At 54.2% G+C, this 17,356-nt stretch carries 17 protein-coding genes; 10 read left to right on the top strand and 7 right to left on the bottom strand.

Features of this window, described 5'->3' with window-relative positions:
• Nucleotides 1-16: 16 nt before the first annotated feature.
• Genes FEF65_RS00605 through FEF65_RS00575 form a run of 7 tightly spaced genes read right to left on the bottom strand, consistent with a single transcriptional unit; the run spans nt 17 to nt 7,314 of the window.
• Entirely contained in the window at nt 17-1,030 is a 1,014-nt protein-coding gene (locus FEF65_RS00605; RefSeq protein WP_138237845.1) for an NAD-dependent epimerase/dehydratase family protein, read from the bottom strand.
• A gap of 1 nt (nt 1,031) precedes the next feature.
• Nucleotides 1,032-2,234: an L-2-hydroxyglutarate oxidase gene (gene lhgO / locus FEF65_RS00600; protein WP_138237844.1), complete on the bottom strand. Its 1,203-nt coding sequence runs from the start codon at nt 2,232-2,234 to the stop codon at nt 1,032-1,034.
• Complete coding sequence (locus tag FEF65_RS00595) at nt 2,235-3,320, bottom strand: DegT/DnrJ/EryC1/StrS family aminotransferase (protein ID WP_138237843.1); 1,086 nt, start codon at nt 3,318-3,320, stop codon at nt 2,235-2,237. It abuts the gene before it with no gap.
• The gene (locus FEF65_RS00590; RefSeq protein WP_138237842.1) at nt 3,307-4,383 is read right to left on the bottom strand and encodes a glycerol-3-phosphate dehydrogenase/oxidase; all 1,077 of its coding nucleotides are present in this window, start codon (nt 4,381-4,383) and stop codon (nt 3,307-3,309) included. Before FEF65_RS00590 ends, FEF65_RS00595 begins: the two co-directional genes overlap by 14 nt.
• On the bottom strand, nt 4,383-4,955 hold the full coding sequence (locus FEF65_RS00585) for an acyltransferase (protein ID WP_161984396.1): 573 nt from the start codon (nt 4,953-4,955) through the stop codon (nt 4,383-4,385). The genes FEF65_RS00590 and FEF65_RS00585 overlap by 1 nt, the downstream gene beginning before the upstream one ends.
• Entirely contained in the window at nt 4,955-6,010 is a 1,056-nt protein-coding gene (locus FEF65_RS00580; protein ID WP_194149434.1) for a Gfo/Idh/MocA family protein, read from the bottom strand. Before FEF65_RS00580 ends, FEF65_RS00585 begins: the two co-directional genes overlap by 1 nt.
• A gap of 11 nt (nt 6,011-6,021) precedes the next feature.
• The gene (locus FEF65_RS00575; protein ID WP_138237840.1) at nt 6,022-7,314 is read right to left on the bottom strand and encodes a nucleotide sugar dehydrogenase; all 1,293 of its coding nucleotides are present in this window, start codon (nt 7,312-7,314) and stop codon (nt 6,022-6,024) included.
• A 215-nt stretch (nt 7,315-7,529) separates the two neighbouring features.
• Between FEF65_RS00575 and alr the strand changes: the two genes are divergently transcribed.
• The 10 genes from alr (at nt 7,530) to FEF65_RS00525 (ending at nt 17,344) form a co-directional block, all read left to right on the top strand.
• Nucleotides 7,530-8,606: an alanine racemase gene (gene alr / locus FEF65_RS00570; RefSeq protein WP_138237839.1), complete on the top strand. Its 1,077-nt coding sequence runs from the start codon at nt 7,530-7,532 to the stop codon at nt 8,604-8,606.
• Nucleotide 8,607: 1 nt separating this feature from the next.
• Entirely contained in the window at nt 8,608-9,372 is a 765-nt protein-coding gene (locus tag FEF65_RS00565) for an MlaE family ABC transporter permease (protein WP_138237838.1), read from the top strand.
• The gene (locus tag FEF65_RS00560) at nt 9,369-10,166 is read left to right on the top strand and encodes an ABC transporter ATP-binding protein (protein ID WP_138237837.1); all 798 of its coding nucleotides are present in this window, start codon (nt 9,369-9,371) and stop codon (nt 10,164-10,166) included. The genes FEF65_RS00565 and FEF65_RS00560 overlap by 4 nt, the downstream gene beginning before the upstream one ends.
• Nucleotides 10,163-11,068, top strand: a complete 906-nt coding sequence (locus FEF65_RS00555; RefSeq protein ID WP_138237836.1) for an MlaD family protein — start codon at nt 10,163-10,165, stop codon at nt 11,066-11,068. The genes FEF65_RS00560 and FEF65_RS00555 overlap by 4 nt, the downstream gene beginning before the upstream one ends.
• 40 nt (nt 11,069-11,108) lie before the next feature.
• Nucleotides 11,109-11,864: a tetratricopeptide repeat protein gene (locus tag FEF65_RS00550; protein ID WP_161595137.1), complete on the top strand. Its 756-nt coding sequence runs from the start codon at nt 11,109-11,111 to the stop codon at nt 11,862-11,864.
• 110 nt (nt 11,865-11,974) lie between these two features.
• Nucleotides 11,975-13,822 (top strand): cation:proton antiporter domain-containing protein, encoded by a 1,848-nt coding sequence (locus FEF65_RS00545; protein WP_238701088.1) that lies wholly within the window; start codon nt 11,975-11,977, stop codon nt 13,820-13,822.
• Between the two features lie 7 nt (nt 13,823-13,829).
• On the top strand, nt 13,830-14,741 hold the full coding sequence (gluQRS, locus tag FEF65_RS00540; RefSeq protein ID WP_138237833.1) for a tRNA glutamyl-Q(34) synthetase GluQRS: 912 nt from the start codon (nt 13,830-13,832) through the stop codon (nt 14,739-14,741).
• A gap of 5 nt (nt 14,742-14,746) precedes the next feature.
• Nucleotides 14,747-15,688, top strand: a complete 942-nt coding sequence (locus tag FEF65_RS00535; RefSeq protein ID WP_138237832.1) for a PLP-dependent cysteine synthase family protein — start codon at nt 14,747-14,749, stop codon at nt 15,686-15,688.
• Between the two features lie 22 nt (nt 15,689-15,710).
• Nucleotides 15,711-16,232, top strand: a complete 522-nt coding sequence (locus FEF65_RS00530) for a cyclic nucleotide-binding domain-containing protein (RefSeq protein ID WP_138237831.1) — start codon at nt 15,711-15,713, stop codon at nt 16,230-16,232.
• Complete coding sequence (locus FEF65_RS00525) at nt 16,229-17,344, top strand: AI-2E family transporter (RefSeq protein ID WP_138237830.1); 1,116 nt, start codon at nt 16,229-16,231, stop codon at nt 17,342-17,344. Before FEF65_RS00530 ends, FEF65_RS00525 begins: the two co-directional genes overlap by 4 nt.
• Nucleotides 17,345-17,356: the final 12 nt, after the last annotated feature.

Genomic DNA, 17,356 nt, shown 5'->3' with positions numbered 1-17,356 from the left:
TGCCCCAGGCACTGCCTTATACCAGGCCTACTTTGGCGCGTCTGGCTGCAACTTCTTCTTTATGCTTGTTACGCCATTCAACGAGCTGCTTCAGCCCATCCATAAGATCAAGGCGTGCTTCAAAACCTATCTCCGCCTTGGCTTTCTTCGGACAACCGATACGATTTCGTACCAGCGTCGCCTGGCTGCGAGGTGCATACTGAATTTCTTTGTCACAGCCGGTAATCTCGATCAACATCTCGGCCAACTCTTTCAGCGATGTCCGTTTGCCTGTACCGACATTATAGAAGCTGTCGGTCGCATCAGACTTCATGGCACATACATTCGCGCGCCCGCAATCTTCCACAGCGACAAAATCAAATGCCTCGCTTCCATCACCGAGAATGGTTGGACTCTCGCCACGATCAATTGCATCAAGCATTTTCATAATCACAGCAATATAGGCACCGTTATAATCCTGACGTGGTCCATACACATTCATGTAGCGCAAGCCCACAAAGTCAAAGTGCTTATCCGTCCCCTTATAGCGGTGATGCAACGAGCGACACATATGTTCGCCAGCAATCTTTGTCGCACCATAAAAATTCAGGTTATTGTACGGGTGGTCCTCAGTCATAGGCTCCTGAACCGCATCACCATAAACAGAAGCCGATGAGGAACAAACCAGGCGCTTGACCCCATTATTGAGCATCGCTTCAAGCACGTTGAATGTTCCTCCGATATTCACCTCAAAGGCCGAACGAGGATAATCATGGCAATGGAGCAGCCACAATGCTGCAAAGTGAAACACGCCATCGATCCCCTTCATCGCTTCATTTAGCAAATCGCGGTGCATCAACTCACCGCCTAACGGAAAAATTTTAACGCGAGGATCTTTCAACGCACCAGCCAGATTCTCCTGGCGACCGCGCGTAAAGTTATCGTAGATGCGGATCTCAGCCACATCCTCTTTGACAAGCTCATCAACAGCGTGTGAGCCAATCAGCCCTGCTCCACCAATTACCAGAAACTTTTTTCCTTTCAAATCCATATCATACTCCCTTTTGGTCAACAATATATTTTGCAAAACTCATCGAGCTGGTAAAGGCAGGAGAAATCGCATTGAGAACATGAGTACTGTTCTCACCATTCTCCACAATAAAATCCATCACCAGTTCGTGCTTACTGATATCGAGCAACTGGGCCCTAATACCCACCTTATCGCAAACAAGAAGATCCTCGTCCCGCAATTCCGGGGTTAAATACCTTGCTGCCTCGGCAAACTTTGACTTAAAGAAACGCAAGGCTTCGGAGTGGGAAAAATGCCTGAACCCTTGCCGATTAAGGGCATACTGCTGCCCAAGCCTGAAAAGTATCGACATACTCTCAGTAAGACTAATCCCTTCAAGCCCGCGGTAGTGCTCCCGTCCGAGCGCCGGCACTGCCGTCGGTCCCAAATACACACTACCATCGATTTTTTTCGTATAGTGCACCCCCAGAAATGGAACATTCAGATCAGGCACAGGATAAATCAGACTGTTACAGACAACCTTTGATTCCGATGAAAGGCGATAATAAATACCCTTGAATGGCAGCAGCGTATAATTTTGACCAACACCGAAGAGGTGCCCGACCTTATCAGCATATTGCCCGGAACTGTTAAACAACCATCCATAGCCATATCTGCCATTTTTCGTTCGAATCTCAGCCTGTTCCGTATCCACTTCTACTATTTCATCTTGATAGCGGATCTCAACACCATCGCGCTGAAGCGAGGCCACCATATGCTGCACAATGACCCTTGGCTCTACAACAGCTGTATCCGGCGATAGCAAAGCCTGACCGGTTGCTGTTCTGGCAGAAGGTTCGTACTCCAACAACTGCTTTTCATCGAGCAACTCGACTCTGGCACCATTGGCTATGGCACGATGATAAAGTAAATCCAGCTGACGATCATCACCCTCCCTGACAGGCAGTATCACCTTTCCCAACCTGGCAATGGGCAAGCCATGGCTATCACAATATTCAGCCATCATTTTTGAACCGTTCGAACACAACCGGGCCTTTAATGACCCCTCAGGATAGTAAATCCCCGAATGGAGCACACCACTGTTGCGACCGCTGCCATGCCTTCCAACCTCTGGTTCTTTTTCAACAATCAGAATGGAAGCATCGCGTTCACGTTGCCTCAGCTCCCGCGCAATAGTCAGCCCTACAATACCAGCGCCGACAATCACATAATCATATGATTTCATTCACAAACAACCTGTCTGTATTTTCACAGCCTCAGCAACCATCTGCAGTTCCTGGTCTGTCAGGTAGGGATGCATCGGCAAGCTCATCACCCGCTCAGCAGCGTATTCACTATGCTCAAATCGCTCGGCACAGGCCAGTGCAGGCTGCCGGTTAAGCGGGATGGGGTAATGAACTGCTGTCGGAACCCCGGCCTCTTTCAGCCCGGCCTGCACCTGATCGCGATTTTCCACCAGCACAGTATACTGGGCATAGACTGATGTATTGTGCGCCGCAATCGCTGGCGTTACAGCGTAATCGCTTAACAACTGGGAGTAACGCGCACCAATGCGCTCGCGCGCTGCCACTTCGTCTTCAAAAATATCCATTTTAGCCAGAAGAATCGCTGCTTGCAGCGTATCAAGACGACCATTCACACCAATACGCGGGTGATGATAGCGGCGATCCTGTCCATGCACGCGAATCTCCCGCATGATCTTGGCCAAGTCAGCATCATTGGTGAAGCAGGCCCCGCCATCGCCATAGCATCCCAGCGGCTTGGAAGGGAAAAAGCTGGTACAGCCTATGGTCGTCAGATTACAGGATTTGCGCCCCTTGTAGGTAGCACCAAAACTCTGACACGCATCTTCGATAACAGGCAACCCATGTTTATCTGCGATCGCGTTGATCGCATCGTAATCCGCACACTGTCCATACAGCGAAACGGGCATAATAGCCTTCGTCTTTGAGGTAATAGCGGCCTCGAGCAATTCAGGGTCAAGGTTATAACTCTTCGGATCAATATCAACGAATACCGGCTTTGCCCCCAGCAGAACAATCGTCTCGGCAGTGGCAATAAAGCTGAACGGAGTTGTAATCACCTCGTCACCATCGCCGACACCAAGCGCCATCAAGGCAATCAACAATGCATCTGTACCACTGGCAACGCCAATAGCATGACTGGCCCCTGTATAGGCAGCCAAACGCTGTTCCAGCTCTGCCACCTCAGGCCCCATGATATAGGCCCCGTGTTCCAGCACACGTGCAATAGCCGCATCAATCTGCGGCTTAATCCGCTGTTGCTGGCTTTTAAGATCAATGAACTCCATGATTTACTTCCCTGACAATTTTCTTGGCCAATGCCCGCGCAGTGGTCCACTTTCCACCAAATACCGACACCAGTTGACCACACCGTTCTATCGCATACTCGCGTGTTGCCCGCCCCGGATCATTCGCTGAGCTGATAAGCGGCCTGAGACCTGCAAACTCGTCCACAATATCCGACTCCCCTGCAGGACTGGAAAAATAGTGGTTATAGGCAGCCAGCAAATACGCCCGCTCCTCACAGCTGCAGTGAACCCTATCATGCAGATCCTGCCGAACCTCGGTTGTGCCAATCAGTGTTTGTCCGTCATACGGCAGCACAAAAAAGACCCTTCGTTCGCCCGGAACCTCGAGAAGGTACCCCCGATCCACCTCACGACCGAGCACAATATGACTTCCTCTGACATGATCCAGCTGATGGTGACTGTTCACACCACTTACCTGGTTCAGTTCGCACACCCATGGCCCGGCAACATTAACGACCAGGTCAAATTGGTCACAGCCGTTCGCATGTTCGATGACACCATCCACACCAACCCTGCTCACCGGGCACTGCTCTATCAGCCTGGCCCCCGCCGCCCTTGCTTGTCCGATCACCCATTGCCCCAGCTTCTGCTCATTCATCTGACCATCATAAAACAAGTAGGCTCCCGATAACCCCTCGTACTTCAACAGAGGGAAACTGCTCTTGAGTGCCTCTTTCAATACCGACCGGTGCCGGCCAATACCAAATGAGCCGGCCAACCGGTCATACATCATCAACCCCAGCTTTAACTGCCATGCCGGACGTCGTCCCTGCCTGTAAACAGGCAGGCAAATCTCCAGGCGAGAGGTATGTGCAGGCACATGCTCAAGCCACCAGCCCCTCTCTTGCAGCGCCTCCCGAACCAGCCTGAGCTCAAGATTTTCAATATAACGCAAACCACCATGCAACAACTTGCTGGAGGCACTGGAGGTCTCTGCAAGCAGAACACCTCGCTCAAACAGGGTTACATCACACCCGGAAAGGGAAAGCTGCCAGGCCGCACAGAGACCATTGATCCCCCCCCCAACAATTCCAACACGCATCAGGATACTTTGCTGACCCTGCCATTCACCAGACGGTACAGATCTCCGGTATGTTTACATTCCACTTCAGCCGCACCATGCAACGGTAAATCAAGCCGCTCACCGAACTCACTCATCCAGCCGATATGCCGTGCAGGAACCCCAACCATCAACGCGTAATCAGGCACATCCCGGTTCACTACCGCTCCGGCGCCAACAAAAGCGAAGCGGCCAATCGTTGTGCCACAAACAATCGTACAGTTTGCTCCAAGCGTCGCTCCCCGCCGGACAACGGTATTACGATATTCATCCTTACGGGAGACCGCCGAACGCGGATTGTAAACATTGGTAAATACCATCGACGGACCACAAAAAACATCATCTTCCAGGGTCACATTATCGTAAACAGATACATTATTCTGAACCTTGACGTTATTACCTATTTTCACCCGGTTACCGACAAAAACGTTCTGCCCTAATGAGCACTCCCTTCCGATCACAGCACCACTACATATATGAACCCAGTGCCAGATACGGGTACCTTCCCCTATTTCTGCCCCGTCATCGACGATGGCCGTAGCATGTACCTGCATCAATACTCCAGGGGAAGCGCAACACTGCATCCGTCTCGCGCCGAGAGATAGGTCGCGATCAGCACCTCCAGAGACTTCAGCCCCTCACGCCCATCAGTCTCCGGCTCCGCCTTGCCACGCATCACTTCAACGACATTATGGTAGTAAAGCGGGTGCCCGAAACCATAAACAGAGGTTGTTTCATAGTTTGCGTCATGAATCTGGCTGTCATAATCCATTTCATCGGCAAACTCCCACTTCTGAATGTCGTTCACTGCCATACCACCGATACGTACAGTCCCCTTTTCACCCAGAATAGTGATCGATCCCTCCATGTTTTTCGGATAGGTCAGCATCGTGACAGCCATCGATCCAAGTGCCCCGTTGCGCCAGCGGACATTCAACACACCCGTATCCTCAACCTCGATATCTCTGGCCAGCGTTGCGGTCATTGCCTGCACCCGATCAATCGGACCGATCAACCAGTCAAGAAGATCCACATAATGACTGGCCTGATTCATGAAGGCGCCGCCATCCAGCTCCCAGGTGCCCCGCCACCTGGCAGAGTCGTAATACTCCTGCGGACGGGTCCAGAACACGTTCAGATGCACCATATAAATTTTTCCAAAGCGCCCTTCCGTCACAGCTTTCTTTAAAAGTTGCAGTGTGGAATTGCGCCGGTTTTGCTTGACCACAAACAGACGAACACCGGCAGCATCACAGGCCTTGACCATGCGAACACCATCACTCCAGCGTGTTGCCATCGGTTTTTCAGTCATCACATGCACACCATACTTTGCGGCAAGAACAACCTGATCCGGGTGGAAGCCACTTGGCGTACATATTGAGACGAGATCCACTTCTTCTGACTGAAGCATCTCTTCCATACTCCGATAGCCTTTCACACCATAGCGGAGCACATGCTCATCAAGCACGTTCACATCCACATCGCAAACAGCCACGAGCTCCAGCTGATCTGCATGCGTCTCTATCGAACCGAAATGGTTTTTTGAAATGCGACCACAACCAACAACCGCAATACGAATTTTACGTTCTGAAGGAATAATCTTGTACAAGCGATCTCTCCTTACAGGCGCCAGACAGCAAACCCGGCCGCAGCCAGCGTTGCTCTGTCGTAGGATGACTTGATATCAATAAAAGGGATCGATCCATTCGCCATCGACGCAAGAACGGACACATCCAGAGAAACCAGTTGATCATGAGCCACTGCCGCAACAATGGCATCAAGATTCGACAGCGCATCCTGCTCGACCAGAGATACACCATACTCCTCTTTGGCATCATGCTGATTTGCCACAGGGTCATGTACGAGCACCTCAACCCCGTATGATTCAAGCTCCCGGATCACATCAATCACCCGCGAGTTTCTCAGATCCTCACAGTTTTCCTTGAAAGTCAGACCAAGCACAGCAACCCGTGCCCCCTTGATCTTGCGATCAGATGCAATCATCTGCTTGACCGTCTTCTCGGCAACAAATTTGCCCATTCCGTCATTAATCTGCCTGCCCGCCAGGATCACATCCGGGTGATAACCAAGAGTTTCAGCCTTATAGGTCAGATAATAGGGGTCAACACCGATACAGTGACCACCGACCAGCCCCGGCCTGAATGGCAGGAAGTTCCACTTGGTACCCGCCGCTTCCAGCACATCAAGCGTATCAATATCCATCTTGTCAAAAATCGTGGCAAGCTCATTCATCAGCGCGATATTTAAATCACGTTGCGTATTTTCAATCACTTTGGCCGACTCAGCCACCTTGATCGTCGGTGCACGGTGAACGCCAGCCTCAATAATCATCTCATACAACGTGGCCACTTTCTCAAGGGTCTCCGCATCCTGCCCTGAAACCACCTTCACAATCCGCTCAAGCGTATGAATCTTATCACCTGGATTCACTCGCTCAGGGGAGTATCCTACCTTGAATCCGTCATCACCGCATGTCATCCCCGACTCCCGCTCGAGAATCGGCACACAGATATCCTCGGTCACGCCCGGATAGACCGTGGATTCAAAAATGACAATCGCGCCTTTTTTCATATGGCGCCCCACTGTCTCGGAGGCCTTGATGACCGGAGTCAAATCAGGCATATGTGCATTATCAACCGGCGTTGGTACTGCAACCACAATAAAGTCTGCGCCCGCAATATCTTTCGGGTCGGTCGTATAGCTGAGCAGCTGCGCGCGCTCAAACAGCTCACCTGCCATCTCACCTGTCGGGTCATAGCCCTCACGGTAAGCATTTACCTTGGACGAAGATATTTCGAACCCTACTGTCGCAATCTCACGACCAAATGCCAGCGCCAACGGCAAGCCAACATATCCCAAACCTATAACAGCAACCTGCTTATTTTCCAACACACAAACTCCCAGAACATATAAACTCTAATCGCGCAAATAATGCCACCTGTCCAACCGCAAGCATAGCTATCAGCCACCACCACGAGAAAGAGCCGCCCCACTATAGCACAGCACATGCCAAATTTCACCCCGCATAAGCAACCATTTACAACAACCCCATTGCCACCCGCACAATTTGCTTTATCCATACAAACAATTTAGACAAGATTCATCGCATGTCCCGCCCTGCCATTGCATACATCAACCTGAACCACTTGCGCCATAACTACCGGCTTCTGACCCAAAGAAGCACCGGCGCCAGCGTCATGGCCATTATCAAAGCCAATGGCTACGGGCATGGGCAAGCACTGATTGCGCCCGTATTGCTCGCCGAAGGATGTCGCCATTTCGGGGTTACCGATGCCTGCGAAGGCGCACAACTGCGCAAACTGCTAGCCGCTGCCGGGTCCGGAGAGGAGAGCACCATTGCCATGCTTGCCGGCATTTACGACAAAGAGGATGCCGGGCTGGCAACCGCCCATGCATTAACCCCTGCCATCACAGATTCTGCACAGATCGGACTGTTAAAGGAGGCCGGCTTTCATGGTTCGGTATGGATAAAAATCGATACCGGCATGAATCGACTGGGGGCTGAACAACCTCAGCTGCTGATCAAACAGTGCCATGACTCAGCCATTGCCGTGCGCGGCATCATGTCGCACCTGGCTTGCGCAGATGAGCCCGATCATCCGATGAACCGGCAACAGGCCGCCTCTTTTAGCAGCCAGTGCCGGCAGATCGATCCGCAACTACCCCGCTCACTGCTGAACAGCGCCGGCATCATCACCATGCCCGAAGAGGCAGGGGATATCGTACGTCCGGGACTCGCTCTCTATGGCATCGAACCATTACCCGCAATGCCTGTCGGACTAAAGCCCGTCATGACCCTGACCGGCGCGATCGTCCAGGTCCGGAATATTCCGGCCGGAGCATCCATCTCTTACGGCGCCTCTTTTACAGCCCGCCAGCCGATGCGCATTGCCGTTGTCAGCCTGGGCTATGCCGATGGCCTGCCAAGAGGCCTGTCAAACAAGGGGCAGGCCTTCCTGCGCGGACAGACACTCCCTGTCGTCGGCCGTGTTTGCATGGACTATACTATGCTCGATATCACAGGCACCGATGCCGAGCAGGGAGACTATGTGGAATTCTGGGGAGAGAACATATCAGCCGGTGATGTGGCCGGAGCACTCGACACCATCAGTTACACACTGTTCACCGGCATCGGCGAACGCGTCACGAGACTCGCGGTGTAATATGCTGACCGCTATCGGCAAGATCATGGAAAGCCTGCTGGTTCACATGGGACTCTATGCCGAAACGCTTGTCCGCTCACTGCATCGCATCACTTCCCGCCCCTGGCATGTGCGCATTTTTCTGCAGCAGGCCGAAGAGGTTGGCGTTCAGTCACTGCCGGTGGTGATGCTTACCGCCCTGTTCACCGGCATGGTACTGGCTCTGCAGTCCTATATTGTATTTCATCGTTTTGCGGCCGAGAGCCTGACAGGACTCGTGGTTTCGATGTCGGTTGTCCGCGAGCTTGGCCCTGTACTTGTCGGCCTGATGGTCGCCGGCCGGATTGGCGCCGCCTTTGCCGCCGAGCTCGGCACCATGCGTGTCACCGAACAGATTGATGCACTGTGGACTCTCTCCACTGATCCCGTGCGCTATCTGATCCTGCCACGACTGATTGCCGTCACGCTGATGATGCCACTGCTGGTTGTGGTCGCCGACTTTATCGGCATCTACGGAGGCTATGCCATCAGCGTGCACCTGCTCGATCAAAATCCTGCCGTATATATCGACAACACAACCCAGTACATGGGGCTGTCGGACTTTTATTCCGGCCTGGTCAAAGCCGCATTCTTCGGCATGCTGATCGGCCTGATCGGCTGCACGGAGGGGTTCAACTGCAAGGGAGGGGCGGAAGGTGTCGGCAACGCAACCACCCGGGCTGTCGTCATCTCCTGCATGAGCATCCTGATTTCGGACTACTTCCTCACCGCCTGGATGTTCGGATGAACGCGCCGATACCGCGCATCAGCATTCGCGGCCTGAGCAAACGCTTTGGCCACAAGGTTATTCTCGATCACGTCGATCTGGACATCATGCCCGGCAAATCGACCACCGTTATCGGCATGTCCGGCTCGGGAAAAAGCGTACTGATCAAATGTATTCTCGGACTACTCAAACCGGACAGCGGAGAAATTCTGGTCGATGGTGAAAACTGGCTGGGACTGCCTGAGCATGAGCAATTACACCGCATGCGGCGGGTCGGCATGCTGTTTCAGGCTGGTGCACTGTTTGACTCACTGAGCGTATGGGAAAACGTTTCATTCGCACTGTTGCGACAAGGTGTCGACAAGAAGACGGCAAAGAGCCGGGCCATCGAGGTACTTGAATGGGTCGGCCTGCATGACATTGAGGATAAAGTGCCGGCCGAGCTCTCCGGTGGCATGGCCAAACGCGTAGGACTGGCGCGCACCATCTGCCATAAGCCGGATATCGTTTTTCTGGACGAGCCCACCACCGGCCTGGACCCGATCATGGCAGATGTCATCAACCACCTGATCGTGCGCCTGCACAAGGATTCAGGCACCACCATCCTCAGCATCACCCACGACATGAAAAGCGCCGCCATGATCAGCGATCATATTGCCCTGCTCTGCCATGGCAGCATCCATAGGCAAATAGCAGCCCATGAGCTAGAGTCAGACCAGGATCCGATGCTCAGACAATTTATCGAAGGGCGGGCAGAAGGCCCTATTAATTGCAGCAGCTGGGGAAAACAGATAGAGGAGGCGATCCAACGATGAATCCGCATGCCCGTCTCGGAGCCTTTGTCCTTGCCTCGCTGCTGCTGCTTGTGTTCGCCACCGGAAAAATCGGTGAAATCGCGTGGCCAAAACAGCAGAATCATATGGTTGAAGCAGAGTTCAGCGATCTGCTTGGCCTGGACGTACAGTCACCGGTACGCATGGCCGGCGTCAAAATCGGTGTCGTCAGTGAAATTTTACTGAGAGACAATCATGCCGTGGTCCGCATTGCCCTGAACCCGGATGTAAAGCTGCCCGCATCGACCCGCGCATCCATCATCAGCCGCGGCCTTGTCGGAGAAAAAAACATTGCCCTGTCAGCGAAATCAGGAGACAAGGCGCTACTGCCGGATGGCGCCGTCATCCCGTCTGATCCCGCAGGCGATATTAACACCTTTATCGCCAAGGCATCGGGCATCACAGATGACGTACGGGCACTCACCAGTGTCTTATCCAGTGGCGGCGCCAATGGGCCGGCATCATTGCAACAGATCATTACCAACATCAATGCCGCCGCCAGCGAAATGACCTCCATGGTCAGCGAAAACCACTCCCGCATCAATGAAATCACCACATCCCTGCAGCATATTACACAGAGCCTCGAAAAAGAGCTGCCGCAAACCACCCGGGCAGGACACCAGTTTTTTGATCAGGGCACCAAAACCGCTGCCAGCCTTGATGCATCACTGCAGGACAACAGGGAGAATCTGTACAGGGCAATCTTTGAACTGCGCAAGACAGCAGAAAACCTGCAGGCATTCTCTGATGATATCCGCCGCAACCCATGGAAGCTGATGAAGGAGAAACCCGAGGTAAAACCGGCCCCTCACGATCAGGCGATTACAATGGAAGAACTGCTGATGACAACCGGCAGCATGGGGCCGGAGCCGGCGCAAAAATAAAATGTCGCGCCAACTTCCATTCGCGCTTCTGACTGCAACCATGCTTGTCATATGCAGCAGCAGCGGGTTTGCGAAGACACCATTCGAGGCATCTGAACAGCTGACCGCCTCAGGCCATATCACCGAGGCGAGGCGTGCACTGGAGTCGGAGCTTCGCCTGCGCCCTGACCATGTCGAGGCACGCTACAACCTTGCCCTGCTATTACAGCGTATCAACCAGCCCGAGGATGCCGCTGCCCTGTACAGAGAAAACCTCTCCATCCACTGGCACCTTCCCAGCCTTATCAACCTCGCCAGCCTGCTGCAACAACAGGGGCAACGTGCAGAAGCCAGAAGCTGGCTGCTAAAAGGCACCGCCCACTTTCGCCATGAGGCCCCTCCCTGGTATATGCTGGCAGCCATGGCGGAACAGGAAGGGCATATTCACCAGGCGGAGCAGCTTTTGGCCCGATCCATCTCGGCAGACCCGCTGAATGGCTTCGCCCACCTTCGCCTCGCCGACTTTCAGTCACGCCACAAACGTTCAGATCGCGGCATCAAAGAGGCCAACAGATCCGTCGCCCTGCTACCGCATTGTGCCCCCTGCTGGCAGCTGCACGGCAATATTTTGCGTGCAGCCGGCCAGCACAGGGAAGCCATTCTCTCCTACCAGAAAAGCCTTTCTATCCGGCCGGATACAGAGGTTCGCCGGCAACTGATTCTCAGCCTTGATCAAATCGGTGAGCACCGGCGTGCCGCCCGGATGCAACAGGCACTTGATGCATGGATGCGCTATCAGAACCCCTCCCCGCCATGAATGTCATCCCAGGCACAACGTCATCCGCCGGATAGATAGCTGTTTTCGACAGCCGCTTGCCACCCAGCGGAAACTTGCGGCAAGAGTGACGCGGCGGCATGCTGCCTTCGATGTTTACTGAAACGACCCCCACCACGACCTTTGTCGTCGCCGTCGTAATCGCAACCCTGGCACAGCTTCTGGCCGGGCGATTCCGCTTTCCTGCCATTCTTTTATGGCTGCTGGCGGGCATGATACTTGGCCCCTTCGGGCTTCATGTTCTGCATGTTGAAAACATCCGTCCGGCCATGCATACCCTGATCGAACTCGGGCTGGCCATCATTCTGTTTGAGGGCGGGCTGAACCTTAACCTGACCGCCCTGCGTAAACACGGCTGGGTCGTCGGGCGCCTCATTCTTCTCGGACCATTGATCACTATCCTGATCGGAGGCGCTGCCGCCAACCTGATTGTCGGCATGGACTGGCCGCTGGCACTGCTCTTCGGCGCACTGGTTTCCGTTGGCGGACCGACGGTTATCCTTCCGATCGTCCGGCAAATGCGGCTGGGGCGCAATATTTCACACGTACTCACCGCCGAAGCGATGCTGATTGACGTCATCGGTGCCATTCTTGCCATTGTTTTCCTGCAGGTTGCACTGACCCTGAACCTGTCAGCCTCCCACATTGCCCAAACCCTGCTGTATAAAATCGCCGTCGGCGGCGTGCTCGGACTGGCCGGTGGCCGCCTGCTTGCATGGGCGCTGACCGGTGCATGGGTGAAGGATTTCGAGGTCAGAACCATTCTGACCCTGACTGGTGCCTGGGGCATGTTCATTCTGGCTGACAGCATCAGCGAGCAGGCCGGACTGCTCACCATGCTGATGATGGGGGCCACCATTCAGCGCATGGAGATACCCGACATTCAGCGTCTGAAACACTTCAAGGGAAGCCTGTCGATGCTGTTGATCTCGGTGCTGTTTGTCCTGCTCGCCGCCCAGATGAACCTGTCGATCATGTTCAGGTTTTTCTGGCAGGGACTCGCCGTTTTTATCATTCTGACCATACTCGTTCGCCCACTCATTGTTCTGCTCTCCACCATCGGCAGTCGCCTCAGCCTGAGTGAAAGCCTCTATCTTGCAGGCATGGCTCCGCGCGGCGTCGTTGCCGCAGCCATCACCTCTCTGTTCGTGCTGATTCTCGAAGAGCATGGCAACAGCCAGAGCGAAATGCTGATGGCCATGGTCTATATCGTGATTATTGTATCGGTCCTTCTCTACAGCCTGATCGCCGGCCCGCTGAAGCGCTTTCTTCGCATTGAGGGTGGCGATGATCGCTCTGTTCTGATTATCGGCGGCGGGCAAATAGGCTCGGAGGTCGGTCGCGCACTCAGTGAGGACAGGGAGGTTCGCTTTCTCGATCTCAATGCGGAAGTGATCCGCACCATGAAGCTGTCCGGCCACCATGCCGTCTGCGGCAATGCACTTGACCCCATCTACTGGGAGATCATCCATGCCGAAGAGATCGGCAATGCCGTGATCATGACCGGCTCATCCGACCACAACCTGCTGATTGCCCGTCTGGCTCACGAGCAGTTTCACATTCCTGAAATTTATATCGCCCTGCAGGAAAACGATGAGAACAAACATGCAAGCATGATTCATCAGCTGCAAACCAAACGTCTGTTTGCCAAACCATATAACTTCACCTACTGGAACGATCAGGCATACCGCAAACGACTGGCCTACGAAACGCGTACCATTGAAGAGAACTCGGCGCTGGTCGGCATTCGTATGGCCGATGCAAATATTCAGCACGGCATCCAGCCGATCACCCTGGTCAGGCATGGCAAAACCCTGATCCCGCACGACGAGCTGACCTTTGAGGTCGGTGATGAAATAAAAATGCTGATGCGACCCGAACGCATTCAGGTGGGACAACCATTGATTCTGCCTCCGGCCGCGGCAGCACCAACCAGCTGAGGCGCTGATGCCCTGCATAACCCGCTTTGCCCCGAGCCCTACCGGCCTGTTGCATGTCGGCAATGGCTATGCGGCCCTGCGCTGTAAACAATGGGCGGAACAACACCGGGCAACGATGTTGCTTCGCATCGAGGATATCGACCACACCCGCTGCCAGCCTCACTTTGCCGATGCCATGCTTGAAGATCTGCAATGGCTCGGACTGAGCTGGCCGGAACCGGTACGCAAACAGAGCGAACACCTGGCCGATTATCAACATGCCCTGACCCGACTCAGACAGATGGGCGTCATTTACCCCTGCTTCTGCACCCGCAAATCGATTCAGCTCGAACTCTTGCGTATGGGCGGAGCGCCCCATCGCGAGGATGCCGCATCACACTACCCCGGCACATGCCGCCATATCCCTGTCACAGAGCAGGAGCGACGCATGGCCACGGAGAGCTCTTTTGCCTGGCGCCTGGATATCAACAGGGCTACAGCCATGGTCGGAGAGCCTGTCTGGTTCGATGAGCAGGGTACCCCTCAGCGCGACACTATTCCCCATGATGTGGTAATCGGCCGCAAGGATATCGGCGTCAGCTATCACCTTGCTGTGGTCGTCGATGATGCATTACAGGGCATCAGTCACGTCATTCGTGGTGAAGACCTGAAAGAAAGCACAGCGATTCATCGCTTACTGCAACAACTGCTGGGCTACCCCTCACCACTATATATACATCACCCTCTGCTTAAGAACAGCGCCGGAGAAAGGCTTGCCAAACGCATCGGCTCGACCACACTGTCGAGCCTGCGCAACATGGGGGTATGCCCGCAACGATTGCGCCATTATCTGCTGGATGGCTGTGATCAGCTGTGGCCGTTCAATGAAGGTGAAGATGCCGCTATCATTGCCATGCTTGGCACTCCCGACAAAAGGTGACTCATTTGGCTGCAATACTTGATTTAATCGGCAACACTCCTCTGGTTCAGATTCAGCGTATGACCCGCCATCTGCCGGAAAACATCCGCATTTATGCCAAACTGGAGCGTTTTAACCCGGGCGGCTCGGTCAAGGATCGCCCCGCCATGTGGATGATTCGCGACGGCATCGAAAAAGGACTGCTGACCAAAGACAAAATCATTCTGGACTCAACCTCCGGCAACACCGGCATTGCACTGGCAATGATCGGAGCAGCACTGGGTTTTCGGGTACGACTGGTCATCCCGGGTAATGTGTCTGATGAGCGCAAGCGCATCTGTCGCGCGTTTGGTGCAGATCTGATTTTCTCCGATCCGCTGGAAGGCTCTGATGGCGCCATTCTCGATGCCCGCCGTATTTACGATGAGTGCCCTGAAAAGTATTTCAAGCCGGACCAGTATAATAACCCCGCCAATCCACGAGCTCACGAGGAGTCAACCGGCCCTGAAATCTGGCGCGACACAGCAGGAGAGCTGACTCACTTTATCGCCTCCATGGGCACCTCCGGCACACTGGTCGGTACTGGTCGCTACCTCAAGCGCATGAATCAGGCCATACAGATCATTGCAGCTGAACCCGACTCCCCCTTTCACGGCATTGAAGGGCTGAAGCATATCGAATCCAGTATCGTACCCGGCATATACGACCCTGCCGTCTACGATGAAAAAGTTGGAGTCGATACCGACCTTGCCTATGAGCTGACCCAGAGGCTGGCCTCTGAAGAGGGGATTCTGTCAGGTCAGTCGTGTGGCTGTGCACTGGCTGTCGCCCTGAAGGTTGCCGAGCGACTGGCTCAGGAGGGTAAACCAGGCAATATCGTAGCCATCTTCCCGGATGGTGGTGAGAAATACCTCAGCACACCTGTTTTTGCCGGCCGCGACCATGTCAGCTTCGGCGAAGGCATCTGAACAGGCGGAGAGACTGAAACCCATGGATCACGATAGCGATCAACACAGCCTGAACAGAATATGGAGCCGCCCCTTCAGAAAAAAAAGTGAATGGGTTGAAGAGGCCACAGCACTCTGTCTCGCCCATTGCCTGTTCGACGGTATCGCCGAACGCTCTGTTCAGCACATCGTTTCCCATATGCACCCGCGCAACTATCACCGTAACGAAGTGATTTTTGATATGGGCCATGCCGGAGCAAGTGCCATGCTGATCCTCTCCGGTGAAGTCGTGATTATGGCGGACACCGTTGAACTGACCCGGTTGCATCAGGGAGATATTTTCGGCGAAGTCGCTCTGGCAACCACGCTCCCCCGCACGGCTCAGGCCATTGCCAAAGCGGACTCCCGTCTTGTCTTCTTTCTGCGCAGTGACCTAGATGAGTGGATCGAGCGAACCCCGAGGGAGGCCTCGCGCTTTCTGATCAACCTCTCCACCATGCTGGCCGAACGGCTGATGCAACGAAATCTGGAAGTCATGGATGCAGCCATACCGGATCATTCATGAATAACCTTCCCGGCAAACTCATGCAGCAGCCATTTATACAGGCCAGCCTGATTTTTATGGCATCGGCGACCGCAGTGACAATGGCAGCTTACCTGCTTTACCCGTTGCTGTTCACATTACTGCTATCGGGCCTGTTATATGCAGCCATGTTCCCTACCGCCCGCTACCTGACCCGCCGGGGAGTCTCGCGCACACAGGCGGTGGTTGCCGTCATGGCTGTGATCGTCACCATCGTGCTGGTCATGAGCGTACTGCTCTACCCGCTGATCGCAGCCCAGCTGGACCAGCTGTCCGCCCGAACCGGCAGCATCGATGCTCGCCTGACGCACTTGCTGCAGCAAATCAATGAACTCACCAGCAACCATCTTCATATCAGCTTTGATCCGGCGGCCATGGCAGCGCAACTGCTTGATAGCGTCACGCTGACACTCAGCTCATTACAGACGACCGTATCATCCTACTTCAATGATGTTGCCTTCTCGCTGTTTCTGGTGCCACTGATCACCTTCTTCCTGCTGCGCGACTTCCGCGTTCTGCGCAATCAGACCATGCAATTATTGCCCAACCGCTACTTTGAACTGGGCTGGATGATTTACAACGCAGCCAGCTCCCAGCTGCAGGGCTACCTCAGAGGCATCAGCATCCAGATGGCTTCTATTACACTGATCTGTACGGCCGGCTTCTGGCTGGCCGGCATCGATTTTGCGCCACTGCTCGGCATCCTGACCGGACTGCTCAATCTGATTCCGATTTTCGGCATTGCGCTGGCAAAAATCCCGCCACTGCTGGTCGTGTTGCTCTCCGATGACCCCAGCCTGACATCGATGATTCTGGCTCTGGCGGTGGTATTTGCCGCCCAGATCGTTGATACGGCTTATATCCTGCCGCGCGTCATCGCCAAATCAGCCAATCTGCATCCGGTCACGGTCATGGTCAGCGTGTCGCTGGCCGGCTATTACTTCGGATTTACCGGCCTGATTGCAGCTGTACCCCTGCTGTTTTCAGCCAAGGTGTTCTTTCTGGAACTGCTCAGAGGCTTAAGTGATTTCAGCCCGCTGCATCAGCAGCGCATCATGGCGAGGCTGAAACAGAGCATACCGCACACACTGTAGTCCTCGGGCACC

Source organism: Mariprofundus erugo (genome assembly GCF_005818865.1).
Lineage (GTDB): Bacteria > Pseudomonadota > Zetaproteobacteria > Mariprofundales > Mariprofundaceae > Mariprofundus > Mariprofundus erugo.
This window is presented reverse-complemented; position numbering and strand designations above follow the sequence as displayed.